Source organism: Pontibacter sp. GD13 (assembly GCF_058216355.1).
This window is the reverse complement of the sequence record NZ_JBYZMQ010000016.1, coordinates 1-25,749: the sequence shown is the minus strand read 5'-3', so window position 1 is coordinate 25,749 and position 25,749 is coordinate 1. Positions and strand designations below refer to the sequence as shown.

22 protein-coding genes are annotated in these 25,749 nt (G+C 51.0%); 11 read left to right on the top strand and 11 right to left on the bottom strand.

The annotated features are described in order from the left end of the window. Positions 1–54 precede the first annotated feature (54 nt). The 5 genes from uvrA to AC4BAN_RS16470 form a co-directional block, all read right to left on the bottom strand. Positions 55–2,979, bottom strand: a complete 2,925-nt coding sequence (gene uvrA, locus AC4BAN_RS16490) for an excinuclease ABC subunit UvrA (RefSeq protein WP_490565516.1) — start codon at positions 2,977–2,979, stop codon at positions 55–57. 113 nt (positions 2,980–3,092) lie between these two features. After that, on the bottom strand, positions 3,093–3,470 hold the full coding sequence (locus AC4BAN_RS16485) for a YidH family protein (RefSeq protein ID WP_490565515.1): 378 nt from the start codon (positions 3,468–3,470) through the stop codon (positions 3,093–3,095). Between the two features lie 171 nt (positions 3,471–3,641). After that, complete coding sequence (locus AC4BAN_RS16480; protein WP_490565514.1) at positions 3,642–5,033, bottom strand: hypothetical protein; 1,392 nt, start codon at positions 5,031–5,033, stop codon at positions 3,642–3,644. 336 nt (positions 5,034–5,369) lie between these two features. Further along, positions 5,370–6,224, bottom strand: a complete 855-nt coding sequence (locus AC4BAN_RS16475) for an LOG family protein (protein ID WP_490565513.1) — start codon at positions 6,222–6,224, stop codon at positions 5,370–5,372. A gap of 207 nt (positions 6,225–6,431) precedes the next feature. Continuing rightward, a complete protein-coding gene (locus AC4BAN_RS16470; RefSeq protein ID WP_490565512.1) occupies positions 6,432–7,679 on the bottom strand; it encodes an ABC transporter permease in 1,248 nt (415 codons plus the stop codon). A 198-nt stretch (positions 7,680–7,877) separates the two neighbouring features. Here AC4BAN_RS16470 and queA point away from each other — a divergent pair, with 198 nt between their 5' ends. Continuing rightward, a complete protein-coding gene (queA, locus tag AC4BAN_RS16465; protein ID WP_490565511.1) occupies positions 7,878–8,924 on the top strand; it encodes a tRNA preQ1(34) S-adenosylmethionine ribosyltransferase-isomerase QueA in 1,047 nt (348 codons plus the stop codon). A 99-nt stretch (positions 8,925–9,023) separates the two neighbouring features. Then, on the top strand, positions 9,024–9,710 hold the full coding sequence (locus AC4BAN_RS16460; protein ID WP_490565510.1) for a 2-C-methyl-D-erythritol 4-phosphate cytidylyltransferase: 687 nt from the start codon (positions 9,024–9,026) through the stop codon (positions 9,708–9,710). A 15-nt stretch (positions 9,711–9,725) separates the two neighbouring features. Here AC4BAN_RS16460 and AC4BAN_RS16455 read toward each other — a convergent pair whose 3' ends face one another. The 3 genes from AC4BAN_RS16455 to AC4BAN_RS16445 all read right to left on the bottom strand — a co-directional run bounded on the left by AC4BAN_RS16455 (position 9,726) and on the right by AC4BAN_RS16445 (position 12,363). Beyond that, positions 9,726–10,451: an ABC transporter ATP-binding protein gene (locus tag AC4BAN_RS16455; RefSeq protein WP_490565509.1), complete on the bottom strand. Its 726-nt coding sequence runs from the start codon at positions 10,449–10,451 to the stop codon at positions 9,726–9,728. A gap of 96 nt (positions 10,452–10,547) precedes the next feature. Next, on the bottom strand, positions 10,548–10,769 hold the full coding sequence (locus tag AC4BAN_RS16450) for a DUF2795 domain-containing protein (RefSeq protein WP_025608825.1): 222 nt from the start codon (positions 10,767–10,769) through the stop codon (positions 10,548–10,550). A 280-nt stretch (positions 10,770–11,049) separates the two neighbouring features. Next, positions 11,050–12,363, bottom strand: coding sequence for a DUF349 domain-containing protein (locus tag AC4BAN_RS16445; protein ID WP_490565508.1), 1,314 nt, complete (start codon positions 12,361–12,363; stop codon positions 11,050–11,052). A gap of 317 nt (positions 12,364–12,680) precedes the next feature. Here AC4BAN_RS16445 and ettA point away from each other — a divergent pair, with 317 nt between their 5' ends. Then, positions 12,681–14,351, top strand: a complete 1,671-nt coding sequence (gene ettA / locus AC4BAN_RS16440) for an energy-dependent translational throttle protein EttA (RefSeq protein WP_490565507.1) — start codon at positions 12,681–12,683, stop codon at positions 14,349–14,351. A gap of 130 nt (positions 14,352–14,481) precedes the next feature. Here ettA and AC4BAN_RS16435 read toward each other — a convergent pair whose 3' ends face one another. Continuing rightward, entirely contained in the window at positions 14,482–16,026 is a 1,545-nt protein-coding gene (locus AC4BAN_RS16435; RefSeq protein ID WP_490565506.1) for a serine hydrolase, read from the bottom strand. A 198-nt stretch (positions 16,027–16,224) separates the two neighbouring features. Between AC4BAN_RS16435 and AC4BAN_RS16430 the strand changes: the two genes are divergently transcribed. Continuing rightward, on the top strand, positions 16,225–17,148 hold the full coding sequence (locus AC4BAN_RS16430; protein WP_490565505.1) for an ion channel: 924 nt from the start codon (positions 16,225–16,227) through the stop codon (positions 17,146–17,148). After that, complete coding sequence (locus tag AC4BAN_RS16425; protein ID WP_490565504.1) at positions 17,145–18,122, top strand: GNAT family N-acetyltransferase; 978 nt, start codon at positions 17,145–17,147, stop codon at positions 18,120–18,122. Before AC4BAN_RS16430 ends, AC4BAN_RS16425 begins: the two co-directional genes overlap by 4 nt. 9 nt (positions 18,123–18,131) lie before the next feature. On the opposite strand, the gene AC4BAN_RS16420 is transcribed toward AC4BAN_RS16425, so the two are convergent. Next, positions 18,132–19,106, bottom strand: coding sequence for a zinc dependent phospholipase C family protein (locus tag AC4BAN_RS16420; RefSeq protein ID WP_490565503.1), 975 nt, complete (start codon positions 19,104–19,106; stop codon positions 18,132–18,134). A gap of 213 nt (positions 19,107–19,319) precedes the next feature. On the opposite strand from AC4BAN_RS16420, the gene AC4BAN_RS16415 reads away from it, so the two are divergent. The 3 genes from AC4BAN_RS16415 to AC4BAN_RS16405 all read left to right on the top strand — a co-directional run bounded on the left by AC4BAN_RS16415 (position 19,320) and on the right by AC4BAN_RS16405 (position 21,319). Next, positions 19,320–19,451: a hypothetical protein gene (locus tag AC4BAN_RS16415; protein WP_490565502.1), complete on the top strand. Its 132-nt coding sequence runs from the start codon at positions 19,320–19,322 to the stop codon at positions 19,449–19,451. A gap of 15 nt (positions 19,452–19,466) precedes the next feature. Next, the gene (locus AC4BAN_RS16410) at positions 19,467–19,712 is read left to right on the top strand and encodes a hypothetical protein (protein ID WP_490565501.1); all 246 of its coding nucleotides are present in this window, start codon (positions 19,467–19,469) and stop codon (positions 19,710–19,712) included. Positions 19,713–20,056: 344 nt separating this feature from the next. Further along, a complete protein-coding gene (locus tag AC4BAN_RS16405; RefSeq protein WP_490565500.1) occupies positions 20,057–21,319 on the top strand; it encodes an APC family permease in 1,263 nt (420 codons plus the stop codon). A gap of 78 nt (positions 21,320–21,397) precedes the next feature. Here the strand turns inward: AC4BAN_RS16405 and AC4BAN_RS16400 are convergent, their stop codons facing one another. Then, the gene (locus AC4BAN_RS16400; protein ID WP_490565499.1) at positions 21,398–22,012 is read right to left on the bottom strand and encodes a putative quinol monooxygenase; all 615 of its coding nucleotides are present in this window, start codon (positions 22,010–22,012) and stop codon (positions 21,398–21,400) included. 248 nt (positions 22,013–22,260) lie between these two features. On the opposite strand from AC4BAN_RS16400, the gene lepB reads away from it, so the two are divergent. The 3 genes from lepB (at position 22,261) to AC4BAN_RS16385 (ending at position 25,584) form a co-directional block, all read left to right on the top strand. Beyond that, positions 22,261–23,358, top strand: a complete 1,098-nt coding sequence (gene lepB / locus AC4BAN_RS16395; protein ID WP_490565498.1) for a signal peptidase I — start codon at positions 22,261–22,263, stop codon at positions 23,356–23,358. A 954-nt stretch (positions 23,359–24,312) separates the two neighbouring features. Then, positions 24,313–24,906 carry a hypothetical protein gene (locus AC4BAN_RS16390; protein WP_490565497.1) on the top strand — a complete coding sequence of 198 codons (594 nt, stop codon included), beginning with the start codon at positions 24,313–24,315 and terminating at the stop codon, positions 24,904–24,906. Between the two features lie 135 nt (positions 24,907–25,041). Continuing rightward, complete coding sequence (locus AC4BAN_RS16385) at positions 25,042–25,584, top strand: STM3941 family protein (protein ID WP_490565496.1); 543 nt, start codon at positions 25,042–25,044, stop codon at positions 25,582–25,584. Positions 25,585–25,749 lie beyond the last annotated feature (165 nt).

Genomic DNA, 25,749 nt, shown 5'->3' with positions numbered 1-25,749 from the left:
GGCCGTTGTTTCAGTTGAACAGCGGCCTTCTCAGCTTTTACAAAAAGCTACAGCTTATTCCTGTTTTACCCCGGCTTCCTGGTTTTCGCGGTAGTGGCTGTTTTTGAGTTCCTCTTTCAGAAAATGAGCGGTGTAGCCCTTACCTGCCTTCACGATCTCCTCCGGGGTGCCTTTGGCCACAATGCTGCCGCCTGCGTCGCCACCCTCGGGGCCAATGTCAATGATATAATCCGCTATTTTTATCAAATCAAGGTTATGCTCGATAATCAGCACGGTGTTACCCTTGTCGGTTAACTTGTGCAGCACATCCGAGAGGTGCTCAATGTCCTGAAAATGCAGTCCGGTTGTGGGTTCATCCAAAATATAAAGCGTTTGGCCGGTGTCTTTCTTCGAGAGCTCTGTGGCCAGTTTCACGCGCTGCGCCTCGCCACCCGAGAGGGTGGTGGCCTGCTGCCCCAGGGTTATGTAACCCAGGCCCACGTCGTTAAGTGTCTTTATTCTGCGCAGGATGCGTGGCTGGCTCTCAAAAAAGTCTACGGCCTGCTCCACGGTCATGTCCAGTACATCGGTAATGCTCTTGCCCTTGAAGCGCACCTCCAGTGTTTCGCGGTTATAGCGCTTGCCTTTGCACACCTCGCAGGGCACGTACACATCAGGCAGAAAGTTCATTTCGATGGTGCGCATGCCGGCACCCTGGCAGGCCTCGCAGCGGCCCCCCTTAACGTTAAAGGAGAAGCGCCCCGGTGAGTAGCCCCTTATTTTGGCCTCGGGCAGTTGCGCAAACAGGCTGCGGATATCAGTAAACACGCCAGTGTACGTGGCAGGGTTAGAGCGCGGCGTACGGCCAATCGGCGACTGGTCCACTTCTATCACCTTGTCGATGTGCTCCAGGCCTTCTATGCTTTTATAAGGAAGCGGATCGCGCTTGGCCCTGAAAAAGTGCGTGTTCAGGATCGGGTACAGCGTATCGTGTATCAGCGAGGACTTCCCGCTGCCCGACACCCCGGTAACACATATCATTTTACCTAATGGCAGGTCGAGGGTTACGTTTTTAAGGTTGTTGCCCGTTGCGCCTTTGAGGCGCAGCTTTTGCCCGGTGCCCGGGCGCTTGGTGCGCGGCACGGCAATGCCCCGGCGGTTGCTCAGGAAATCGGCGGTGGTGGTGCCTGCCTCCAGCATCTGGGCCGGGGTGCCGGCGGTAACCACCTGGCCGCCGTGTATGCCAGCGCCAGGGCCAATGTCCACCACATAATCCGCCTGCATGATCATGTCTTTGTCGTGCTCCACCACTATAATAGAGTTGCCCAGGTCGCGGAGGTCTTTCAGGGCATTTATCAGGCGCTCGTTGTCGCGCTGGTGCAGGCCAATGCTGGGCTCATCCATAATGTAAAGCACGCCCACCAGCTGGGTGCCTATCTGTGTGGCCAGCCGTATGCGCTGGCTCTCGCCACCCGACAGGGTGCGCACGGGGCGGTGCAGGCTCAGGTAATCGAGGCCTACATCCAGTAAGAAGCCGATGCGCTTCCGGATCTCCTTCAGCAGTTCACGGGCAATCACGTTCTGGCGTTCGCTCATCCTGTCTTCCAGGCCCTCGAACCAGTTGGCTAGCTTGTTGATGTCCAGCACCGATATCTCCCCGATATTCTTGCCGTCTATCTTAAAGTGCAGCGATTCCTTTTTTAAACGGAAGCCGTGGCACTCGGGGCAGGTAGTGGTCTGAGAGAAATCCTCCACCCACGCACGGATATTGTCGGAGTCGGACTCCATCTGGTTTTTCAGGAAATTAACGATGCCCTCAAACTCCACCACGTAGTTGCCTTTTTTGGTGGTTACCTCCAGGTCTTCTTCCAGGCCATAGAGCAGCACCTTCAGTACATCCTCTGGCAGATCCTTGATCGGTGTAGAAACAGAAACCTTAAAGTGCTTGAAGAGTGCCTCTATCTGCTTAAAGATCCAGATATCGCGGTACTCGCCCAGGGGGGCAATGCCGCCCCGGCGTATGCTCAGGCTTTTGTCCGGTATCACCGACTCTTCAGTTATCTCCTGTATCTCGCCCAGGCCATTGCACACAGGGCAGGCGCCATACGGCGAGTTAAACGAGAATGAGTTCGGGGCCGGGTCATCGTAGGCAATGCCCGTGGCCGGGTCCATGAGGTGGCGGGAGAAGAAATGCGTTATATCAGCGTCCGCATCCAGGATCAGCACCGTGCCCTTGCCGTGCGTGAGTGCGTTCTGGATGGAGCTGGACAGGCGGTAGCGGTCTTCATCCTTCACCACCACCTTGTCTATCACGATCTCAATGTCATGTATCTTATAACGGTCCACCTGCATTTTAGGGGTGATCTCTACCAGTTCGCCATCAATGCGGGCGCGGATAAAGCCCATCTTCCGAATCTGCTGAAACAGCTCGCGGTAATGTCCTTTACGGCCTTTCACCACCGGGGCCAGCACTACCAGGCGCTTGCCGTCGAAATTATCCAGGATATGGCTCACGATCTGGTCATCGCTCTGGCGCACCATTTTATCGCCGGTCACATAACTGAACGCATCGGCGGTACGGGCCCAGAGCAGGCGCATAAAGTCGTAGATCTCGGTAATAGTGCCCACCGTGGAGCGCGGGTTGCGGCTGGTGGTCTTTTGCTCGATGGAGATAACAGGGGAGAGACCTTCGATCTTGTCGACGTCGGGCCGCTCCAGTCCGCCCATAAACGAGCGGGCGTAGGCCGAGAAGGTTTCCATGTAACGGCGCTGCCCCTCGGCGTAGATGGTGTCGAAAGCCAGCGACGACTTGCCCGAGCCGCTAATGCCGGTAAATACAACCAGCTTGTAGCGTGGCAGTTTAATGGAAATATTTTTGAGGTTATGTTCGCGGGCGCCATATACTTCAATCTGCTGTGCGTCGCCGTTTGTGCCTGGCATGCCTGTGTCGCTGATCGTGGTGCCTGTTAAAGAAGGTTGTTGCTCTTGGTTAAGATCCATTCAGGATAGGTGGTTTAGAAATGGCAATTTACACAAATACAAGAGTTTTACCACGGCAAAACCCTAACCACTCTTAACAGCATCCGGCATTAATTGGTTTAGTACGATCGGGCTTAATCTACAAAGTCGGGGCCCGCTTCTTTTTTAGCAGCCACCTGCGCGTGCTCGTGGCTGGTGGGGGCATAATGCCGGGTGTGGTTGGAGATCTGCTTTAACTTTTGCCTGAACCGATAGAAACCGTAAATACCCAACAGGAACCCAACAACGACCAGAAGCAGGCCCGTGAGGTTCAGGTAAATGTTGTGGGCTATTTTTAGAACGATCGCTCCTCCGGCCACCACCGATAAGGCAGTGCGCAGGTAAGCCATAAGCGTCCGTTCGTTGGCGAAGCTGGTGCGCTCCATGGCCATCTGGTCCCGGATCTCGTCGTTCTTCTTCTCCTGCACCTTCAGCTTCTTCTTGAGCCTCTTTATTTCATCTTTTTCGTGCATGCCACAGGTCTTTCACAAAGTATACGCGCTAAGGTGCTTAGGGTGTTGGCCGTAATCAGGGGTGGATATGTCTAGTCCTGAAATAGGTTGACTATTTTAAAGACTACAAACATTGACAAGAACCTCAAAAACCCATCATAATCTTTGAGGGTTTTTTATAGGTTTTGACTTTTATATTCTGATGCCAAGTGCGATGTCTGTGATGAGCTTATCGGCAATCAGGTTGTGCTGCGCGATGCTATTTTCCTCTGAGGTGTATACGTGCTTGTTGTCTATAACCTTTACGTACTTGGTATAGTAATCAAATAAGTCATTGAAATTAGTGTTGGTGGTGTACTGCCCTAAATTGCCCGGTCCACCGCTGGAGATCAGCCTCTGCGCCAGATAAGCATGTGCCATTTCGTGTATAAATGTTCCGGCAACCTCCCAGGAGGGCCTTTTAAGAGTGGAGCTATTTATAAAGATAGAAACATTAGTGTTCCCAATAGTGTAATTCGTTGTCCCATTTGCTGGGTTGCCTTTAGAATCAGTCAGATCAGCTTTCAGTTTAAAGGTTACATTATACTTGGTACTGTTCTTAAACTCTACCAGAAACTTTTCATAAGCAATATTTTCAGGTATCAACTTATCATAGATACAGTTTGCAATGGGGTTATACTCTATGCTTTTATCTTTATCAACACTCCTTATCAGGCTAGGCTGCACAGGCTCAGCCACGCCAATGAGCTCGTTGCCCGGGTCCAGGGGCTCGCCAGTTGCCGGGTCAGTACCGCTTCCAGTGCCAGGGTCGCTGTAGGTGGGCGTGCCGCCGGTGCCTCCGCCTCCGTAGTAGGGATCGCCGCTCCCGTCATCCGGGATAAAGGAGCCGCCGCCCTCGTCGCAGTCTCCTGCCGTAACCTCTATCACCAGCACCATCTCCGACTCGTCGCAGGGCTGCTCAAACTCCAGGCCTGTTTTTGAGGATGTGCCGGAGAAGCCCCCTGTGCACTCGTAGTAAGATTTAATGTCTTCTATGCAGTCATAGGTGGTGTTTACGGCATTGCCGGCAAGCACGCTGTTGGTGCCCGCGTCTCTTTGCCCTTCGCCAAGTTTGCCTCCTGTCAGGTGCTGTTGACCGAAAAGCTTTCCCTGCAGGTCGTAGCGGGAGACAGTGCCCGTGAACCTGCCGAAGTCCAGCCTGCCCTTCGCTGTGATGGGAAGCGGGCCTGTAGCCTCGTACCGTAAGATAAAACCGATGTAGCCGCCTTTCACCTGCTGTAGTACCAGGTTGGAGAAGCTGTTCGGGGTTGTCGCAGTAGGTAGCGCCATGGAGTAAGTATAGGCCGTGCCTGATGTTTGTAGAACCTTGATAATGTCCTCCGTGTCAGGGGCCGAGTAAGAAGGAGCTGTGGAGTTTACAGCGTACTCCCTATACTGTATGGCGTTTAGTTTATGTAGTGCCGCTGCTAATTTTGGTTCCAGCTTTAAGGTTGTATGCGACGCCTTTAATCCTGATCGGTCAGGAGCAGGCTCAGCAATATCCTGCTCCAGCGTCTGGCAGGCAGAAACGAATACCAATAGCAAAAGGAGCTTTGCTAGTCAGGGGTGTTTGTTTTTCATTAAAATAGGCTGTGTAGGGGTTCCTTATCAAGAATATATATTATTATATGTAAATATAGGAATAATATTGCTATATATATGAATAAATTACCTGAAAAAAAATTAGAGCGGAAAAAACGTAAACGTTGCAGAAGCATTAGCATATTATCCTGCTTGAGATGTAATTCCGGTAAATTTTATAGCTTTAAAAGTAAAGCCGCTTTTTTGGCAGGCAGAAGTATAAGGTTAATTCATTGATAAAAAGCACAAGGCCCGCTACTAGGGTAGCGGGCCTTGTGCTTACAAATAAACCGGCTGCTGTTAAAAGTTTGGAGACAGCAGGTACTTGTTGTAGAAATCGTCAATTACCTTCACGGCTTCGGAGGCATCATCCACGATGTGGATCAGGTCCAGGTCCTCGGGACTGATGTTGCTCTCCGCGTGCAGCATCACCTCCTCTATCCACTTGAACAGGCCCTCCCAGTAAGAGCGGCCCACCAGCACGATCGGGAATGCACCGATCTTCTTGGTCTGGATCAGCGTGATTGCCTCGAACAGCTCATCGAGCGTGCCAAAGCCGCCGGGCATCACCACAAAACCCTGTGCATACTTCACGAACATCACCTTGCGCACAAAGAAATAATCGAAGTTAATCAGCTTGTCAGAGTCGATGTAGATGTTGTTGAACTGCTCGAAAGGCAACTGAATGTTCAGGCCAACTGACTTGCCCCCTTCGGAGTGTGCCCCTTTGTTGCCTGCTTCCATAATGCCCGGGCCACCACCCGTAATTACGCCGTAACCGTGGCGTACCAGCTTGGCGGCAATCTCCTCGGCCATAACGTAATAATTGTGCGTGTTTTTAGTGCGGGCCGAGCCGAAGATAGAAACACATGGGCCGATCTTGGCCATTTTCTCGAACCCTTCCACGAACTCCGACATCACCTTAAAGATCTGCCAGGAGTCGGCTATCTTAATCTCGTTCCAGTCTTTGTCTACAAATGCCTGGCGGATTTTCTTGTCCTCGGGCGAGGCCTGTGCCTGTCCGTTCTCACGTAAATCACTTACCGATCTTGCTTTGTTTTCGTTTACATCAGGTTTTAAGATGGTCTGGCCACTGCCCGTGTTAAGCTCCTGCTCGTTGAGCTTCGTTTTGCTTGTCTTTCTAAGCTTTGTCATAATTTTTTCTTCATCTTCATCGCAGAGGCAACTGCCCCTGAGCGCCTTTGTGCAAAGCGCGCATCATCTAAAATAATAATTTAAAAAGGATGGCTTGTCGTACGCATGGGTACTGCAAAAAATCCGGGGGTGTAAATATATTGAAATTATGGGAGACAAATGGCAATATATTGGCTCCCAGCATTAAGTTCTTAAAACAAGGTTCAGCTATTTAGAGCGTATCGCGATAACAGGGTCTAGGTTCGAGGCCAAAACCGCCGGAATTATACCGGAAAGCATTCCTATCACGGCCGATACGCCAAGCCCGAGTATAATGTTGTTCACCGATAGTGATACCGCCATCATGTCCTGGGGGATGAGGGTGAGCAAAAACACCAGCAAAATGCCTATGCCTCCGCCAATTAGGCTCAGGAAAACTGACTCGAAAAGGAACTGGAAAAGTATAAAATAATTTTTCGCTCCCAACGATTTCTGGATGCCGATGATATTGGTGCGCTCTTTTACCGACACAAACATGATGTTGGCAATACCGAAGCCACCCACCAGAATGGCGAAGCCCCCTATTACCCAGCCGGCCAGGCCAACCACCTCAAAAAAGCCTCCGATGGCCTGCGTGGCCATTTCAGGGCGGTTCAGGGCAAAGTTATCCTCATCGCGCGGGCGCATGCCCCTGATGTTGCGCATCAGGCCGCGTATCTCATACTCCAGTTCCAGCAATCCATGGTCTTCTTCACGGCCTTTTACTGCAATCGTGGAACCAATGCCATCCGGACCTACATCAAACATCTTGGCAAAGGTGCCATAAGGTACTACCCCCATCTGGTCAAAGTTCGGCAGGCCAAAAAGGCTTTCGCCCTGCTTCTCCATCACCCCGATAACCATTAACTTTTGGCCGGCAACTTTTACTTCCTGACCCAGTGGCTCGGTATAAGGGAAAAGCGCCTCAGCCATCTCATGGCCTATAATCACTACATTTCGGGCTGCATCTACTTCCTGCGGCACAAAATAACGCCCTGCTTCCACTGGCACGTCGGCTACTTTATTATACTCGTAAGTTACACCCAGCAAACCAGCCTTCGAGAAACTGTTGCTGCCTTGCTTAAAAGTAGTATTGCCTTTATCGGCAAAAATAGCGGTACCGGCATCATTTGTCAGGCTGCGTTCCAACAATCTGAACTCACGCATATTCGGCTCGGGCCTCTGAAAATATTTCCACCAGGGGTAGTTGCCACCAAATGCCCAGGGCCACTTCTGCACATAAATCACTTTGTCACCAATAAAGCTCATGCTGTCGCGCACGTTCCGCTCCAGCGAGTCGACGAGCGTAAAAACAGAGATAATGGCAAATATACCGATCGTAACGCCCAGCAAAGAGAGAATGGTGCGCAACAGATTGGCACGAAGGGCCTGCCAGGCAAACCGAAAACTTTCCGCTATCAAGCGTAGGTATATCATGGGTTAATCTTAATACGGATCGTAAAGACTGAAGTAATTTGCTTAAAAGTAAGAATATTTCAGCCAAACTGCGTAAATTTGCGGTCTGATTTTTTGTTTTTTTGTAGATGAATGTAGCGAAACCTTGTACTCAGTTTCGCGCGTTACTACCAGAAGACACATAAGGTAAATGACCCCAAATACCGTAATATTTGATATATGAAATTATCTGAATTCAAATTCGAGCTTCCCGAAGAACTTCTGGCCACACACCCTTCCGAAAACCGCGACGAGTCGCGCATGATGGTGCTGCACCGCTCCACGGGTAAAATTGAGCACCGCGTGTTCAAGGATATCCTGGAGTATTTTGATGACGGCGATGTGATGGTGGTGAACGACACGAAGGTTTTCCCGGCCCGGCTTTACGGCAATAAAGAGAAGACCGGCGCCAAGATAGAGGTTTTCCTGCTGCGCGAGCTTAACAAAGATATTCACCTGTGGGATGTGCTGGTTGATCCGGCCCGTAAGATCCGTGTGGGCAACAAGCTATACTTCGGCGACAGCGACCTGGTGGCAGAGGTAATCGATAACACCACCTCACGCGGACGTACCATTAAGTTTTTGTTTGACGGCACGGACGAGGAGTTTTACAAAACGATCAACGACCTGGGCGAAACGCCGCTTCCTAAATACATCAAGCGTGAGGCCGAGCCCGAGGACAGAGAGCGCTATCAGACAGTGTATGCCAAGAACGTGGGCGCGGTGGCAGCACCTACCGCAGGGCTGCATTTCACCAAAGAGGTGATGAAGCGCCTGGAGATCAAAGGTGTGGATGTGACCCCGATTACGCTGCACGTAGGGCTTGGCACTTTCCGTCCGGTGGATGTGGAAGACCTGACCAAGCACAAGATGGACTCTGAGAACTTCATGGTATCTGCGGAGACTGCCGACATGGTGAACAACGCCCTGGACCACAAGAAGCGTGTATGCGCCATAGGTACCACCACCATGCGCGCCCTGGAGTCTTCGGTGTCGGCTAGTGGCCGCCTAAAGCCGAACGAAGGATGGACGGATCGTTTTATTTTTCCTCCATACGAGTTTAAGATAGCAAACAGCCTGCTTACCAACTTCCACATGCCCGAAAGCACCCTGCTGATGATGGCTGCCGCCTTTGGAGGTTACGAACTGGTGATGGAAGCCTACCAGCAAGCCCTGAAAGAGAAATACCGTTTCTTTAGCTACGGCGACGTAATGCTGATCCTGTAACGGATACTTTTTGAAAGTACAAGAACATGACAAAAAGCCCCGGCCATGCAGGCCGGGGCTTTTTTGATGGGCAGAACTCAAAACGATTATCTTTGTGCTATGGCGCAACTCCCGGAATACGCAATAATTGTGGCAGGTGGCTCGGGTAGCCGCATGCAACACGACAAGCCCAAGCAGTTTATTGAGCTGGCGGGCAAACCCATTCTGATGCATACCATCGCACGGTTTCACCAGTATAACCCTGCCACACGCCTGGTAGTGGTATTGCCGCAAGACCAACTTGCCACATGGCGGGAGTTGTGTAAGCAGCATGCCTTTAAGCTATTTCATATGACCGTGCCGGGAGCGGCCACTCGCTTTGGTTCTGTAAAAAATGGCCTGGATGCCGTGCAGAAAGAGGCATTGGTGGCAGTGCATGATGGGGTTAGGCCCTTTGTGGCTGTGGAAATCATACGCGCCGCCTTCCAGGCCGCCGCCCTGCATGGCAGTGCCGTCGTGGCGGTATCTCCAAAAGACTCCATCAGGGAGTTAACCGATGAAGGAAGCAAAGCAGTGCCTAGGGGGAATTACAAGCTGGTGCAAACGCCGCAGTGTTTCCGGGCAAGCATCCTGCGCAAGGCCTACGAGCAGCCGGAGCAGGAGCGCTTCACTGACGATGCCTCCGTAGTAGAGAACACAGGCGAGAAGATAACGCTAGTGGAGGGTAGTTACCGCAACATCAAAATCACCACTCCAGAAGACCTGATTCTTGGCCAGGCCTTCGCCCAAGGGGAGATGCTGGGTTAGGGTTGTTTGTGGTTGCTAGAGCACCGGCTGCCGCTCAGCTTCTAGAAAAGCCTGGTTTGCATGTACTGTTTCCGGTGTAATGGTCTCCAGTTCAGGGTTGGGTTTGGAAAGGTTTAACAAATAGCCGTGCAGGGGCACCAGGTTATAGAGGTCGTGGGTGATGCAGAGCACGGTTTTTCCATTTCGGAGGGTCCATTCCTGCAACAGGCTGAACACCTGATTTTTATAGTACACATCCAGTTGCTGCGTGGGTTCATCCAGTAGCACAATGTCGGCATCCTGCAGTATAAGCTGCGCCAGCCAAACCAATTGCTGCTCACCGCCGGACAGGGTAGTAAAATCATGGTCGATGAGGTGGGCCAACTGCAACTGCGCCAGTATCTGGGCCGCCTGCGCATAATCTGCAGCACTGTAGTCTTCAAAAAACCGCTTCTTCCGGAACAGGCCCATCACCACCAGGTCGTGCACCCTGATCGGGAAATTGATGGTGTTTTTTTGAGGGAGATAGGATAAGGTTCCGCTTTCAGCGGGGTTAGGCAGCTCTTTCAGGTCCTGCCCTTTAACGAGCAGTTGCCCCTGGTAGGGCAGCTTTTGCTGAAACGCCTTAAAAAGCGTTGTTTTTCCGGCTCCATTATGGCCGATGACGGCCACGAATGCAGGGGAGGGGATAGAAAAAGAAAGGTTGCGAATCAGGACCCTCTGGCCATAACCCGCAACCAAGTTCTTTGCTTCAACGATCAAGTTCTTTTAAATTAGCATGGTGCATGTGGGGTGGTGCCGTATATCTGGCCGTTCTTAACCAGGTATGCTAGCAGCCCCAGCGTGCCGCATTAATTCTTAGTACTCGTCTTCGTTAAACATGAAATCCTCTTTGGTAGGGTAATCAGGCCAGATCTCTTCGATGTTCTCGTAAGGCTGTCCATCATCTTCAAGCGCCTGCAGGTTTTCTACAACTTCCATGGGGGCGCCAGAGCGGATTGAAAAATCGATAAGCTCATCTTTGGTGGCTGGCCAGGGCGCATCCTCCAGGTATGAAGCTAATTCAAGTGTCCAGTACATAGTATTTTCTCCTTTAACTTATTGGCTAATTCAAATAGTTTGCAAAAGTATAAATAAAACTAAAAACAAAAATTTTTAGCAACAAATAATTGCTTTTTTGTCTGTTTTTACCAAAACAACGCAAACAAACTGCAAATGTTCAAAATGGGCAGATATATTTTGTGCTATTCCGGCGGCGCTGTAACAAAGGATGCAGGAGCAGGCTTTTATGCGGGGTGTACCACAAAAAAGCCGCCAATAATCAGGTTACCGGCGGCTTTCTTTAAAAATATTCCGGGGCTTATTTCTCAATGGCACTCAGCTGGCCTTTAAACACCTCAATCAGTTCCTGCTTGGTGTTGATCTTGCGCTTAAAGTTCCGGATCTTACCCTGCAGCATGCTCCGGAACGAGTCGCTGCCTGCCGACTCGCTTAGCTTATCGAGGTTGCTCTCCAGTACCTCCAGCTCGGTCTTATCTGATTTAATAAATTCTTTCAGCGCACTGATGCGGGCCTGCAAGCCATCCGTTTCGGAGGGTGTTTCGTTGGCCGCCTGCTGGCGCTTGCGGATGTAGTGCTCCAGGCTGCTCATTTCAAACACCTTGTCGCAGGCTTTTATAAAGCGCTCCCAGATCATGTCGGAAACGGACGGATGCACGGGGCCGGCTTTCTTCCACTCGGCCTGCAGCTCTTTGGCGCGCCTTACGGCATCGCTCAGGCTGTTTTGCTGCAAAAGCCTTTCCGCCTCGCTGGCCAGCTCTTTCTTGCGCTCCAGGTTCTGCTCGTAGTACTTGTCCTTCGATTCCGTTTTCTCGTTGTTGATCTTCTGTTTCAGGCGATCAAAGAAGTGGTTGTGCGCACGCCGGAAATCAGACCACAGCTTGGTCGTGGTTTTACGGGGCAGGTTGCCGCCCACTTCTTTCCACTGGGTTTGCAGCTGCTTCAGCTTCGCGGTGGTCTCTTCCCACTCCTCCGAATTCTGCAGGGCATACGATTTCTGGATCAGCTCGCGGTACCGCTCGTAAGTGCGGTTGAGCATGCGTTTCTTGTCTTCGAAGAAGTTTTTCTTGCGCTCAAAGAAATCGTCTATGGTTGTTCTGAAGCGTAGCTCCAACTCCTCGGTAAGCTCTTTCTCTATGGGGCCGGTTTTGATCCAGGTAGCACGCAGTTCCTTCAGCTTATCGGTCGCCTCTTTCCACTCGATGTTCTCGCTTTGGGTTTCAGCCTCCTGAATCAGGCTGAGCTTGATCGTTAGGTTCTTCTCCCGGTTTTGTTTGATCGTTTCGTTGATCTCTTCTTCGGACTGGTTTAAGGCCTGGTAGGTTTTCTCGAAATCGCCCAGGGCGTCGTAGCTGCCTACCAGCTCTTTCATGTGCAGCACCTTCATCAAAAAGGAGCCTTTGTTCTCGGAGGTTGCGATGCGTTCTAACAGGCTGTTAACTTTGTCCTGGAACATACCGAAACGCTTGGCGAAGTATACCAGCGAATCATCTTCAGACTCTTTCACGTCGCCTACCTGGCGGGCAGGGTAGTTCATGAAAGGCTTCAGCCACACTTGCTGGTCCTGAATAAAGCCATACTTTTTGGCTTCTTCCAATAGGTCGTTGTTTTCCATGTTACTGGATCGGGTTTAGCGTCGAAAATAGGGTAATGCGGTCAATTTTAAACTAACTTTAACATACGCAGGTTCATATGCATCGTTTGCCTGGTGCTAAAATAAGTCTGGGCACATTTTACCCATACAGTTTTGTTACAAGTTTAATGATTTCGGCGCAATTTTGTGAAGCGTAAACACATGAATTTTTGCGATATTTGTAAATGAGTGCGTAATACGGCACTAAACTGTACTGTGGGCCTGCGCTGTAGCCGGCAGGCACTTGGAAAAGCAAAGGCTACCGGGAAAAAATTAGGGAAAAAATTATAAATTGAAGCATGAGTAACGAAACGATTATTTTCTCCATGGCGGGGGTTAGCAAAATCTACCCTCCAAAGAAACAAGTACTTAAAAATATCTACCTGTCGTTTTTCTATGGCGCTAAAATTGGCGTGCTGGGCCTCAACGGCTCCGGTAAGTCAAGCTTGCTCAAGATCATCGCAGGCATAGACAAGGAGATTCAGGGCGAAGTGGTGTGGTCGCCGGGGTATACGGTGGGCTACCTGGAACAGGAGCCGCAACTGGACCCGGCTAAAACGGTGCGTGAGGTGATTGAGGAAGGCGTGAGTGAGGTAGTGAGCCTGCTCCGTGAGTTCGACGAGATCAACATGAAGTTCGCCGAGGAGATGACCGACGATGAGATGAACAAGCTGATCGGACGCCAGGGCGAGGTGCAGGAAAAACTGGACCAGCTGAATGCCTGGGAGCTGGACAACCGCCTGGAGCGCGCCATGGATGCCCTGCGCACACCCCCCGAAGATGCCATTATCGGCAACCTGTCGGGTGGTGAGAAGCGCCGCGTGGCCCTTTGCCGCCTGCTGCTGCAGGAGCCCGACGTGCTGTTGCTGGATGAGCCGACCAACCACCTCGATGCCGAGTCGGTGGACTGGCTGGAGCAGCACCTGAAGCAATACAAAGGCACGGTGATCGCCGTTACCCACGACCGTTACTTCCTGGACAATGTGGCTGGCTGGATTCTGGAGCTGGACCGTGGCGAAGGCATTCCGTGGAAAGGAAATTACAGCAGCTGGCTGGAGCAAAAGTCTAACCGACTGGCCTCGGAAGAGAAAACCGAGAGCAAGCGCCAGAAAACCCTGCAACGTGAGCTGGAGTGGGTTAAGATGGCACCCAAGGCCCGTCATGCCAAATCAAAGGCGCGTATCAGCCAGTATGATAAATTAGCAGGAGAAGAGGCCTCCAAGAAAGAAGAGAAACTGGAGCTGTTTATACCCGATGGCCCACGCCTGGGAAGCCAAGTGATCGAGGCGCACCACGTTAGCAAGGCCTATGGCGATAAACTGCTGTTTGACGACCTGAACTTTGCCTTGCCGCAGGGGGGGATTGTGGGGATCATCGGTCCGAATGGCGCGGGTAAAACAACCCTGTTCAAACTGATTACGGGGCAGGAGCAGCCTGATGCCGGCGAGTTTGTGGTAGGTTCTACAGTGCAGATATCCTACGTAGATCAGGAGCATGTGAACCTGGACCCGACCAAGTCGGTGTTTGAGGTGATCACTGGCGGAACGGAGCACATGATCATGGCAGGCCGCCAGGTGGTGTCACGGGCCTACGTTAGCAAGTTCAACTTTTCGGGGGGCGACCAGGAGAAGAAGGTAGAGAAGCTGTCGGGCGGGGAGCGCAACCGCGTGCACCTGGCCATGACGCTGAAAGAAGGCGGCAACCTGCTGCTGCTCGATGAGCCCACCAACGACCTGGACGTGAACGCGATCCGGGCCTTGGAAGATGCTTTGGAGAACTTTGCCGGTTGCGCCGTGATCATCTCACACGACCGCTGGTTCCTGGACCGCATCTGCACGCACATCCTGGCTTTTGAAGGCGAGTCGCAGGTGTATTATTTCGAGGGGAACTACTCGGACTACGAAGAGAACAAGAAAAAACGCATGGGCGATGTGGAGCCGAAGCGTATCCGTTATAAAAAACTGGTGTAAGTTGAGCCAGTAATAACCAAACACAGGGGTGCCGGTGCTCCTGCTGAAGCATAAAAAGAGGCCGTTGCAATCTGCAACGGCCTCTTTTTATGCTTTGTGCCTTACTGTGAAAAAGGGCTCTAGTCCCCAGCTATTTCACCTTCACAAACTTCAGCTCCTCGAAATGGAAATCCGGGTTGTCGGAATCCAGACGCATTTGGGCAATGCCGCCGTCCTCGCCAGCTAAAAACCGCACGTTGGTCGGGTGCAGCAGGGCGTAGTCGTTTTTCCAGTCCAGGTTAAAAATATCGTGCTGCCAGAAGCTAAGTGTTCCGCCTAAAGTAGGGGCGGGGGCCAGGTGCAGTTCCAGTTTCCCGTCTCTGAGCGTGATAGTGGCATCGCCGTAAAGTTCGCTGTGGTAGGTGCCCGCATAGGCTGCCAGGGCGCGGGCCGGGGTGTTCTTACGCGGCTTCTTCTGCTGCGGCTTTTTAGTGGCAGTGGCTTCCTGCTCCTGCTTTGCCTTGGCCATGGCGTCGAGGCTAAGCTGGCTCCAGTCGCGGCCATTGGCCAAACCCAGGAACTGATCTACGGTGTAGTTGGCCAAAGGGGCCATCATGCTGCTCATGCTGTTGGTAAATATAACTATGCCCAGATGCTCCTCCGGCACCAGCACGGTGCGGCTGTTCATGCCCTCGTGGCCCCCGCCGTGGTACACCAGCTTGCGGCCTTCGTAGTCGCTTAAGAACCAGCCCAGCCCCGCAGCGGCAAAGTGTGTGGAGGGTGTTATCTCCTCTGATCTTTTAGATACAGGGAAGGGGTTGTGCGCTGTCCACATGTTGCGGCTGGCCTCTTCGCTGAAGATGCGTTTCCCTTTAAACGTGCCGTGGTTCAGTTGCAGGCGCATCCATTGGGCCTGCTGGTTTACGCTGGTGAAAATACCCGCTGCCGGGTTCCAGCTATCCCAGGCCGTGAAGGTGGTGGCGTAAGGCTTGCCTTTGTCATCGAAACCATGCGGCGAGGCAACGTTTTGTACCCCTTTCAGGTCGTTTACCGAGGTGTAGGTGCGGTTCATGGCCAGCGGCTGCAGGAAAGTTTCCTTGATATAGGTCTCCCAGGGTTTGCCGGTAACGCTTTCTATCACCGCGCCCGCCGTTATAAACATCAGGTTAGAGTAGCCATACCCATCCCTGAAACCATAGGCCGGCTCCAGGTAACGCATGCGCCTGATGATCTCCTCGCGGCTGTAAGTGGTGTTGTACCAAAGCAGGTCCCCGGCAAATGTTCCAAGGCCTGCCCGATGGCTCAGCAGGTCCTCGATGGTCAGGTTTTCCGTCACGAACGGGTCGTAGAGTTGCAGGTAGGGCAGGTACTGGTTCACCTTGTCCGTCCATTTAATTTTACCTGCATCCACCAAAGTGGCCAGGGCCGCCGCGGTATAGGCTTTGGTATTGGAGGCAATGCCAAACAGCGTGTTGGCATCTACCTGCCCACCCGACTTGTTGTTCAGCACGCCGTAGCCTTTGGCAAATACCACCGAGTCGTTCTTGACGATGGCGATGGCCATGCCCGGCACATCCCAGTCTCTAAGCGCTTTCTGGTAATAGGCATCTAGTTTACCGAAATCGACCTGGGTTTTTGTCTGGGCCTGTGCCTGGGGCACGAACAAGAAAATAGAAACGACTAACAGAAGGGCCATTAATCGCTGATGGAGAGATATTTTAGTTATCATCTGGAATATAGCTTGTTTGTAATGTAGCAAGATACTGAGAGTATGCTTAAATTTCGTTTTTGCGTGCTAAAATTAAACAGACGCTTATTTTAGCCTCCGCTAAAAAGTGGCCTAACAGCGTGGCTATACTTTCGTATCTTGCTGTACCCGATTTAACCACCTACCATGGCAAGGCAAACCATAGACCCTGGACTAGGGGAAAAGTATAACAGACGTACCAAACGGCTGATTAACAGAGACGGCACGTTTAACATTGTCAGGCGCGGCAGCCAGGCGAGTGTGCACGACTCGTATCAGTACATCACTACCAGATCGGTGGGGCAACTGGCCCTGGTTATCCTGGGCTTCTACCTGCTGATTAACTTCCTGTTTGCTTTGCTTTACGTATGGTGCGGGGTAGAGAACCTGCATGGGGCTGACCCGGCGCTTTCCCCGTTTTTGAACGCGTACTTCTTTAGCGTACAAACCTTTACCACGGTTGGCTACGGGGTGCTTTCGCCGCATGGCCTGGCTACCAACCTGGTCGTTACCCTCGAGTCGCTGTTGGGCTGGGTGGGGTTTGCCATTATAACAGGCGTGGTATACAGGCGCTTTTCTAAACCCACCGCACGCATACTCTACAGTAACAATGCCGTGATAGCCCCTTACGGAGACGGGGAGAGTTTGCAGTTCAGGATCGCCAACAAGCGCAGCAACGTGTTGATGGAGATGGAGGCAGAGGTTATTCTGATGGTGCATGACCCGGTTACGTATCATCGCCGCTACTTTAACCTGCAGTTGGAGCGGTCCAGTGTCCATTTCTTCCCGCTCAACTGGACCATCGTTCACCCCATCACTGTAGACAGCCCCTTGCACGGGGTTGGTCCGGCAGGGTTGGAGGAGCAGGACGCCGAACTGCTGGTTCTGATCAAAGGCTACGATGAAACTTTCGGGCAGAACATCCATTCGCGCTTCTCTTACCGTTACAGCGAGATCTTGTGGAATACCCGCTTTAAAAGAGCCTATGATACCGATGCATCCGGCGAAACAGTTTTTAACCTCCTAAAGCTGCACGAGACGGAGCCAGTAGCGGCAGATACAGCCATATGAGCGTGGTTTACCTCCGGCATGCAGAAATCGACAAGCCCCAGTGGGATGCGCTGATCACGCAATCGGAGCAGGGGCAGGTGTATGCGCTGTCGTGGTACCTGGATGTGGTGGCCCCGGCGTGGGAGGCAGTGGTGCAGCTAAACGATGCAGGCAAGTATGAAGTGGTGATGCCGGTGCCGTGGGGCCGGAAGCTAGGCATGCGCTACGTGCGGCAACCACAATTTTGCCAGCAACTGGGGCTGTACAGCAAGCATGGATGTATTCCGGATGCAGTGTATCAGCTATTTGTACAGGAGCTGGAGGCGCGGTTCCGGTATGTGGCGGGCTACCAGTTTAACACCGCCAACCAGCTGCCGCCGGCGCTACAGCCAGGCCAGACCTACACGCTCTACCTGCACCTGCACACAACCTACGAACAGCTGCGGCAGCACTACACCCGCGACAGAAACATAAACCTGAAGCGAGCCCTGAAGGCGGGCGTGCAGCTGCAGCAAAGCGATAACCTGGAGCCGCTGATCCATTTCTTTAAAACCGAAACGGCCGGTAAAATTTACGGGGGCGTGTCGGAGGCTTCGTATGCCATGTTGCGCGATCTGTACCAGGAACTGCACAAGCGTAACCTGAGCCGCCTTTTTTATACTTCGGATGCACAGGGCAGCCAGCATGCCGGTTGCCTGTTTGTTGTGTGGCGCAACCGGGTGGTGTACCTCTTTAACGCTGCCGCCGCGCATGGGCGTAAGCTGAACGGGCGCACCCTGATGCTGGACCACATGATAAAGCAGTATGCCGGCCAGCACTACACCTTCGATTTTGAAAGCCCGGATGACAGTGAACCCGATATCGTGCATTTCTACAGAAGCTTTGGCGCCCAAACCATGCCTATTCCTGTGCTGACGTATAACCGCTTGCCGAAAAGTATACAACTGGTGCGTGCGTTCAGAATGAAGCTGGTGCGGCGGCTGCAAGGTAGTTAAACGGGGAGGCTACTGGTCGCCCTCCGCGCGGGGTTTGTGAGGCCCGGTTTCGTATTCCTTCTTCTCCATTTCCAGGCGCTCCAGTTCTGCTGCTGTTAAAGCCTTCGGAAACGTGCTGAGGTCTGGCTGGCCTGCGTCTACCCAGGCAGTGTACCAATAACTGGCGGTGGCACGTATGGCCAGCCGCATCTGCCGCTCTACCTGGCCGTGCAGGCGGTTGCTGTATGCCGTTGAAAAGGGGCGGGAGTAAACGCGGGTGGTCAGGTTGTTGCGCACCTCAAAGCCATACTTTTTCTCTTCGTCAAATTCCTGTGTCAGTTGCCGTTCCAGGTATAAAACCGAATCCAGGGCCGTGTTGGCACTGGCTACCAGTTGCCAGGCTTTCACCTGCGGGCGCTCGATGTACAATGCCTGCCCCACAAAAAAATCGAAGTTATCAGAGAAAAGCTCAGGCAGGCGTGTCTCCCAGAAAGCATGGATGCCGCGTTGCCCGGTAAACTGGCCGTTGTAGTTTTGTGTGGTGTGCAGCGGTACGCAGGCGTCGGCCACGTAATGGCCCATTTCGGTGCTCATACGCAGGATCTTGTCCAGGTTCCGTTCTTTGAACGCCTGCGTGAGCTGGTATTTCATAAAGTTGATATGCCAGGGCACAATGCCATAGGCCATCAGGGTGTCTTCGGTATAAAGCTCCACGGCCTGCTGCCAATACCGGGGCAGTTTATAAAGCGCACTGTCGCCATACACGTCCAGGTCGATGTAATGGCGCGGGGCCTCGTTGGCAACAGCATAGCGGCGCTTGTCGGGGTTTACGGCGTTTTCGGTGATGTAGCGGATGTGTTTTTTGTAGAACCCTACCATTTCAGGGGGCAAAGCAAACACGGCCAGTCGGTTAATGCGCTGGTGCGCAAAAAAGCCCCAGCCAAAACCGGGGAGGGGCAGCAGCAAAATGCTGAGCAGCAGGATAGCTTTAAGTTTAGGAGCCATACTTGCCATGTACGGGATAAAGCAGGCACAGATTATATTTTGCGTCTACAGCGGGATATAAACGCGGAGAGGACGGGGTACTAAATTTTATAAATACAAAGGGGGCCGCATTACCTCCCTGTGTTTTGATCCTGCCACAGAACGGTAAGGTAGCGTTCGTAATCGCGAAGCAAAACCAATCTCTGAAATGTGGGATAATAAAAAAGAATAGTTATGTTTACAAGTATGCTACGTGCTGCTCCTGCCATGAAAATAGAATCTATTATTTGGGTCATACTGCTTTCTATCTCCTTTACCTCCTGTAAAAAAGAGGCTGGAGATGCCCAAAAAACCATCTATATCTAAATTTAAAAAACACTTATGAATGTAAAGCTACGAAGCTGCCTGTTACTGATATTCTTGTTGAGCGCCACGCCACTTTTTGCTCAAACTGACTCCGATGGCGTAACCCGTAAGGTGATCAGCAACGGGGTAGGGCTGGGAGCAGTGATTGCGGTGGTTGCCTCCTGGTCGCGGAGCAGGTCAATTCTTTGGGCAATTATACACGGTTTGCTCAGCTGGTTGTATGTGATCTATTTTGCAGTAACCAGAAGCGCTAACGACTAAGCCAAACGGCTGCAAGTAGCGCACCAGTCAGGGGGAGGTGGCCGCAGGGGCACCTCCCCCTGACTTCTTTAAAGCTCAGCCGCTCTCACACGACTACAAAACTGCAGCGGCTTTGCTGATGCTGTGTTTGTACCCCCGCTATTTGTTAACCTCTTGTGCTGTGCTAAGTATATAACTCAGGTTGCGGTATATAAGATACTTTGAAGGTGTAAACCCACCCCTAGCCCCTCCAAGGAGGGGAGTTTTACTCGTGCATGTAATTCCCCTCCTCGGAGGGGCTAGGGGTGGGTTAATCGCAACTTGGGTTATATAGCTTACGACGTACAGAGTTTATAAAAACACACATGAGTAAAAACAGCGGGAAGATGAGTTTTAACGCTACCTGGTCTATGGCCGTGGGCGGTATGGTAGGAGGGGGTATATTTTCTGTATTGGGCGTGATCATCAGCAGCGCGGGGCAGTGGGCCTGGCTAAGCTTTATCCTGGCAGGACTTATTGCCCTTATCTCGGCGCACAGTTACAGCCAGTTATCTTTAAAGTATGAACAAAGTGGCGGGGCCTTTACATTCCTCAACGACATCAATCACAAAGGCCTGGCCGGCAGCCTGTCCTGGGTCCTGATCCTGGGGTATATTTTAACCATATCGGTGTATGCCTTTACTTTTGGCCATTATGTGGCGCACCTGTTTAATTGGGGAAGCTGGTTTCCGCGCGTGCTTGCCTTTGCCATTATTGCCTTGCTCACGCTAGTGAACATGCGGGGTGTCGGAGATTCATCCAGGGTAGAAGTGATCACTGTATGGGGGAAACTGTTTGTGCTTCTGGGGCTGGCCTTGTTTGGCATCGTGCACTGGGAGCCTGCACAGCTTACCGCCGGCATTGAGGCCAAGCCCTGGCATGCGGCCATTGTTGGCGCGGCCACCATTTTTATGGCCTACGAGGGTTTCCAGTTGCTGTCCTATGATTACGACGATATAAAAAATCCGAAGAAAACCCTGCCACGAGCCACCATTTCGGCTGTTATCGCTGTTATCGTTATTTATATACTGGTTGCTTTGGGTGCTACCATGCTGGTGGGTGCCGATGTGATTGTGCAGCAGAAGGAGGTTGCCTTATCCATAGCCGGAAAGCAGGCGCTCGGTGTAACCGGCCTGGTGCTGGTAACTATTGCGGCGGCGTTTTCTACGGGCTCAGCCATTAACGCTACTCTTTTCTCTACCGGAAGGCTGATGGAAACAGTGGCGGAAAAGAACGACCTGCCCCAGCTAATGGCAAAAGAGAACGCATCGGATATCCCTTATTACGCTATTATACTGATTGCCGGACTGGCCGCGACACTGGCAATCATCGGCTCGCTGGATATGCTGGTAGATGCCGCCAGCCTGATCTTTCTGATTACGTTCGGGACGGTGAATTTTATCGCCTACCGGCAAAAGATGAAGTATAAGTGGGTGAGCCTTGTGGGTGCTGCCGGCTGCCTGGTGGCTATTGTGCTCTCGTCGTATAAACAGTTTCAGACCAGGCCTATTCCGTTGCTGGTCATGATCGGGCTGATTGCGGTGGCGCTGCTAGGCAGGCCGTATATCCTGAAAAAGATGAACGGATAGATAGCCCTCTTTATGCCTGCCAGAGCAGTAAATGGCGTTGTAGTTGTCGTTCGTTTTTATACTTTTACCGGGCAGGAATTAGCCCAGCTTTTCCTCCAGCACAGTGGGTAGTTCCAGGTCTGGCATGCTGCCCAAAAGCGTAAGCGCATGTGATGCCAGCTCGCGGGGTACCTGCCCTACCAAATGCTTTAACCTGCCGCCGTTATCCGGGAAAACATCAAAAATGCCGTACATATTGTCTGCTGTTCTGATGGCGAACCAGGCCGTGGTGTCGGGTTCTGCCTGTGCCATGGTTTCCGCTTTGCGCAAAAACTGTTCTACGTCCGTTTGGTGGCCCTCTTTGGCCTTAAAGGTTAATAGCACGGCCTTGGTGTTGGCTTGTGGCAGCTTACCAGCAGGCATCTTGCTGGCCAGCACATCGAGTTTCTGAATTTTGGGAGGTTCTGAAAGTAAGGTGCTTGCCTGCTGCACCAGGGTGGTTGCCACCGACCCTGTAAGGTGTTGTTCCCGCGCTTCCTCGTTCTCAAACACATCCACAATACCGTACTCCGCTTTCCCGAACCTGATGGCAAACCAGGCAACTGTGTTTACCTCCTGTTGCACCATGGGCAATGCAGCCCGCAGAAACGTTTCTACCTCGGCGTCTTTGCCTGGCTGCACTTCTAACCGAACGAGTAATCCTTTGCTGATCATAGGTATATGCTTAATTATGAGGGATATACGCCCCTTGCCGCAGCAGGAAGCGCCGTTAAATAGTTGGAGTATAGTTAACGGCCTGTTTCTTAATTGGTTATCTTGCAGGGCTGGCGGCTGTGTAGGGCAGTGGGCAAAGTATACTTTTCAGGCCTGGGGTTCATCAGGATTCTGAAGTGCTTTAAATCAAATCCATACTTTAAATAGGGCCTTTGCCGTTATTATATAGCTAAATATCTATACTGCTTATGAAATTGAAATTCTGGGAGAAACGCACCGCGAGCAAAGTCGCTGAAAAGAAGAGTGCAGGCAGGGAGTGGGGCGATGCCGTGCTGTTTGCCGTGGTGGCAGCCACCATCATCCGGTGGGCAACTTTCGAAGCCTTTGCCATTCCCACCTCCTCTATGGAGAAATCGTTGCTGGTAGGCGATTACCTTTTTGTGAGCAAGCTGCATTATGGTCCCCAAACGCCTTCTACGCCCTTGCAGGTGCCGCTCACGCACCAAACCATCTGGGGCACAGGTCTGGCCTCCTATTCCGATGCACTGCAGTTGCCGTCGTTCCGTTTACCGGGCTTCTCTGAGGTGGCGCACAACGATGCTGTGGTCTTTCACTATCCCGCCGAAAACAACCACCCCACCGACCTCAAAACATACTATATCAAGCGTTGCGTAGGCTTGCCCGGCGATTCGCTCCGTGTCCGCGACGGGCAGGTATACATTAATGGCATAGCCGCAGAAAACCCCAAAGAGCGGCAGTTTGAGTATTTTGTGGTTACGGAAAGGGTGCTGGACGATGCCTTTTTCAGACAACGCGGTATTACAGAGACTTATAGTATACAAGGTGGCTATATGGTGTTCACATCTCCTGCAAAAGCCAGGCAGTTAGCTGCGCTGGACTTTATTAAAGAAGCAAACCAAAGCAAGGCCGTGGCAGGCCGGGTTGCCGCCGACGTTTTTCCGCAGGCCCCCAACACCTATAAATGGAATCGGGATAATTACGGGCCGCTTTACATCCCGAAGCAGGGAGAAACCGTTGCCCTGAACCCCAAAACCCTTCCGCTTTACCAGCGCATCATCTTAAAGTATGAGCAAAACGAAAATGCAGCAGTGCGCGACGGCCAACTGTTTTTAGATGGGAAAGAAGTGAATACCTATACATTTAAACAGGATTACTTCTTTATGATGGGCGACAACCGCCACAATTCCCTCGACTCGCGCTACTGGGGATTTGTGCCTGAAGACCACCTGGTAGGCAAAGCGGTGTTTGTCTGGATGTCAGTAGACCCGGAGGCGGATTGGCTGCACAAAGTGCGTTGGAACAGGCTTTTTAGCCTGATAGAATAATCCCAAGAGTGGAGATAAGCACCGGCTGGTATAACGCTTCTATAAAAGTTTTATATTACATTAAATATATATAGTATATTCGTTAGTCCGATTCCGTTTAGCCGCCGGATTTGGGTGTATAGCAGGAGTTTATTCCTGCTATACACGAGTTGGTCGTGATTGGGTTATTTTCAGGTTTTAAAGTGGCGTGTCTTTCAGGCTTTTTAGGGGCAGGGGGGCATCAAAGGCCACTAAAGCGTACAACCGGTTGAAAAAGAGCCAGAGGAAGAATTGGGGTTTCTGACCCGAAGTCTTGCCTGGGCGTTGCCGGGAGAAAGCGCGTGCTTTCGGACGGTGGCGTCCAGGCAAGACTTCGGTGGGGCGAAGTTATACTTGAGAAGTGACAATGTCAAGTATGGAACTTGGCCCGAGGCGGCTCTTTTTCAACCGGTTGGCGGCAATAGAGAGGCCAGTGATTCAGTTAGTTTAGTCTTGCCTTAGGCCAGCCCGGAGCCCGGCGCCTCCGGCAACGTCGCCAATAGCACATTAACGGCATTGCCTGCGGCTAAAGCGCCACTTAGAATGGAGTTTAAAAGGAGAAAATAACCCAACCATGCAGGGTGCTTTCCCTAAAATAAAAAGTTCGCATTAATCCGGGGCAATGTCCGCATAACCCGGGAGAAAAAGGGAAAACACCCTCGACCAACACTGTCTAGATGCCATTGGAGGATTTTACTGAGCACAGCGATCCTCCAACGAGACACCATCTAGACTAAACGTTACCAGCAATTAAAAATATAGCCTATGCCTTTGAAAATGTGGTGAGCCTATGAGCAGTAGTAGCGACTTGAAGGGTATTAGGGAAATTATGGCAGCTGGAAAAGGATAATTTGTATGTATAAGGTTTACAGTTACTCAAAAGTTAAATTCGTTTTGTTGTGGTTCGCTCCACTTATACTTATATGTGTATTGGTAGTGCTGTTAATTGTACTTCTTGGACCAACTTGGGGACTTGTATTGGGTAGTCCGCTGTTGATTTTTGTAGTTGTTTACTGGGATTTTCTGCCTAAACGATTCGCAAAATCTATTCTACAGATTGATGTAGAAAAAGATGGAGTGTCAGTAGTGCAGCACAAACCATCTGTTTGGGCTAAGCCGCGTGAGTCATTGAGATTTGAACTTTCAGAATTGAAATCCTATAAGTACAAACCTTCACTAAACTTTACCACTTTCAAACTCAGGACTAAATCTGGAGAAGTATGCAAAATCCATAGCTATCATAAAGACTCGGACGATTTTGATAAATTTATAACAGCTTGCCTAAGGAGAGTAAAGGCCTATAATGAGAGAAAAAGTACAACTACATTTATTGAGAGGGAAAAGGTAATAATGGAGAATAAAAGCTTCCTTATCGCGGTAGTCTCTATAATAGTAGCACTAATTGTATGGGCAACTTATGGTGTAATAACAAGCAAAGCTGTAAACCCTACTGGTATCATCTATTTATGTATGGTTTTAGGGCCATTGGTTTGGGTAGTAAAAAACACAATCAAGGGGTTAAATACCTAAAGTTATCTGAGCAATTAGGAACAACAGAGAAGGGACAAAATAAAAGACTGGTAACCAAGTGCAGCCTTTTTGCTCGGCTCCGCCTCGCCCATCGGCTGCACGAGTACCGTTACCTTTCATTTGAAGCATTAAAGAATGAGCTATAAAATTGAAGTTCCTATAGACAAAAAAAAGATTGCACTATTATTGGTTGCAGCACTTGTTTTTGTTGCTTTGGGAACTTGGTTGATATATAATCCTGACAGATTTACCAACAATGGTTTAAAATTTAGAGTCAGTAGTCCTGTGTTTGTTCAAATTGTTGGCATTCTGGGTGTTTTGTTTTTTGGAGCAGCAGGAGTCTATGGAGTCATAAAGCTCTTAGACAAAAGAATGGGGCTTGTTATGAACTCAATTGGAGTAACTGATAACTCAAACGCATCTAGTATAGGTTTAATAGAGTGGAATGACATCCAAGAGATTAGAACAGAACAGGTAATGTCGACAAGGTTTCTTTTGATTGATGTGCATAATCCCGAAAAGTACATTGGCAGGGCGAAGGGTCTCCAAAAAGTATTTATGAAAGCAAATCTAAATCAATATGGGACCCCCATTTCTATTGCTTTAAGCACCCTCAGATGTGATTTTGAAGAATTAGAAGAATTGATTATAGCAGAATATAGAAAGAACAAATCGTAAGGTAACCACACCCATATGCCAGCTACGCCGCCTTATGGCCAAGTCCGTTGACCGTGATTGTGAATTTACGAGCTTTAAAAGTGGCGTGTCTTTCAGGCTTTTTTAGGTCTGGGCGGCATCAAAGGCCACTAAAGCTCAGCAACGATCAGAAAAAGAACCAAAGGC

Bases quoted from the DNA above. Each gene is read 5' to 3' on its own strand.
- AC4BAN_RS16385 (WP_490565496.1), top strand. From the start codon at position 25,042: ATGAGCTATAAAATTGAAGTTCCTATAGACAAAAAAAAGATTGCACTA.
- queA (WP_490565511.1), top strand. From the start codon at position 7,878: ATGAAATTATCTGAATTCAAATTCGAGCTTCCCGAAGAACTTCTGGCC.
- lepB (WP_490565498.1), top strand. From the start codon at position 22,261: ATGAAATTGAAATTCTGGGAGAAACGCACCGCGAGCAAAGTCGCTGAA.
- AC4BAN_RS16460 (WP_490565510.1), top strand. From the start codon at position 9,024: ATGGCGCAACTCCCGGAATACGCAATAATTGTGGCAGGTGGCTCGGGT.
- uvrA (WP_490565516.1), bottom strand. From the start codon at position 2,979: ATGGATCTTAACCAAGAGCAACAACCTTCTTTAACAGGCACCACGATC.
- AC4BAN_RS16405 (WP_490565500.1), top strand. From the start codon at position 20,057: ATGAGTAAAAACAGCGGGAAGATGAGTTTTAACGCTACCTGGTCTATG.
- AC4BAN_RS16430 (WP_490565505.1), top strand. From the start codon at position 16,225: ATGGCAAGGCAAACCATAGACCCTGGACTAGGGGAAAAGTATAACAGA.
- AC4BAN_RS16420 (WP_490565503.1), bottom strand. From the start codon at position 19,106: ATGGCTCCTAAACTTAAAGCTATCCTGCTGCTCAGCATTTTGCTGCTG.
- AC4BAN_RS16415 (WP_490565502.1), top strand. From the start codon at position 19,320: ATGTTTACAAGTATGCTACGTGCTGCTCCTGCCATGAAAATAGAATCT.
- AC4BAN_RS16425 (WP_490565504.1), top strand. From the start codon at position 17,145: ATGAGCGTGGTTTACCTCCGGCATGCAGAAATCGACAAGCCCCAGTGG.
- AC4BAN_RS16445 (WP_490565508.1), bottom strand. From the start codon at position 12,363: ATGGAAAACAACGACCTATTGGAAGAAGCCAAAAAGTATGGCTTTATT.
- AC4BAN_RS16400 (WP_490565499.1), bottom strand. From the start codon at position 22,012: ATGATCAGCAAAGGATTACTCGTTCGGTTAGAAGTGCAGCCAGGCAAA.
- AC4BAN_RS16450 (WP_025608825.1), bottom strand. From the start codon at position 10,769: ATGTACTGGACACTTGAATTAGCTTCATACCTGGAGGATGCGCCCTGG.
- ettA (WP_490565507.1), top strand. From the start codon at position 12,681: ATGAGTAACGAAACGATTATTTTCTCCATGGCGGGGGTTAGCAAAATC.
- AC4BAN_RS16475 (WP_490565513.1), bottom strand. From the start codon at position 6,224: ATGACAAAGCTTAGAAAGACAAGCAAAACGAAGCTCAACGAGCAGGAG.
- AC4BAN_RS16435 (WP_490565506.1), bottom strand. From the start codon at position 16,026: ATGGCCCTTCTGTTAGTCGTTTCTATTTTCTTGTTCGTGCCCCAGGCA.
- AC4BAN_RS16410 (WP_490565501.1), top strand. From the start codon at position 19,467: ATGAATGTAAAGCTACGAAGCTGCCTGTTACTGATATTCTTGTTGAGC.
- AC4BAN_RS16485 (WP_490565515.1), bottom strand. From the start codon at position 3,470: ATGCACGAAAAAGATGAAATAAAGAGGCTCAAGAAGAAGCTGAAGGTG.
- AC4BAN_RS16470 (WP_490565512.1), bottom strand. From the start codon at position 7,679: ATGATATACCTACGCTTGATAGCGGAAAGTTTTCGGTTTGCCTGGCAG.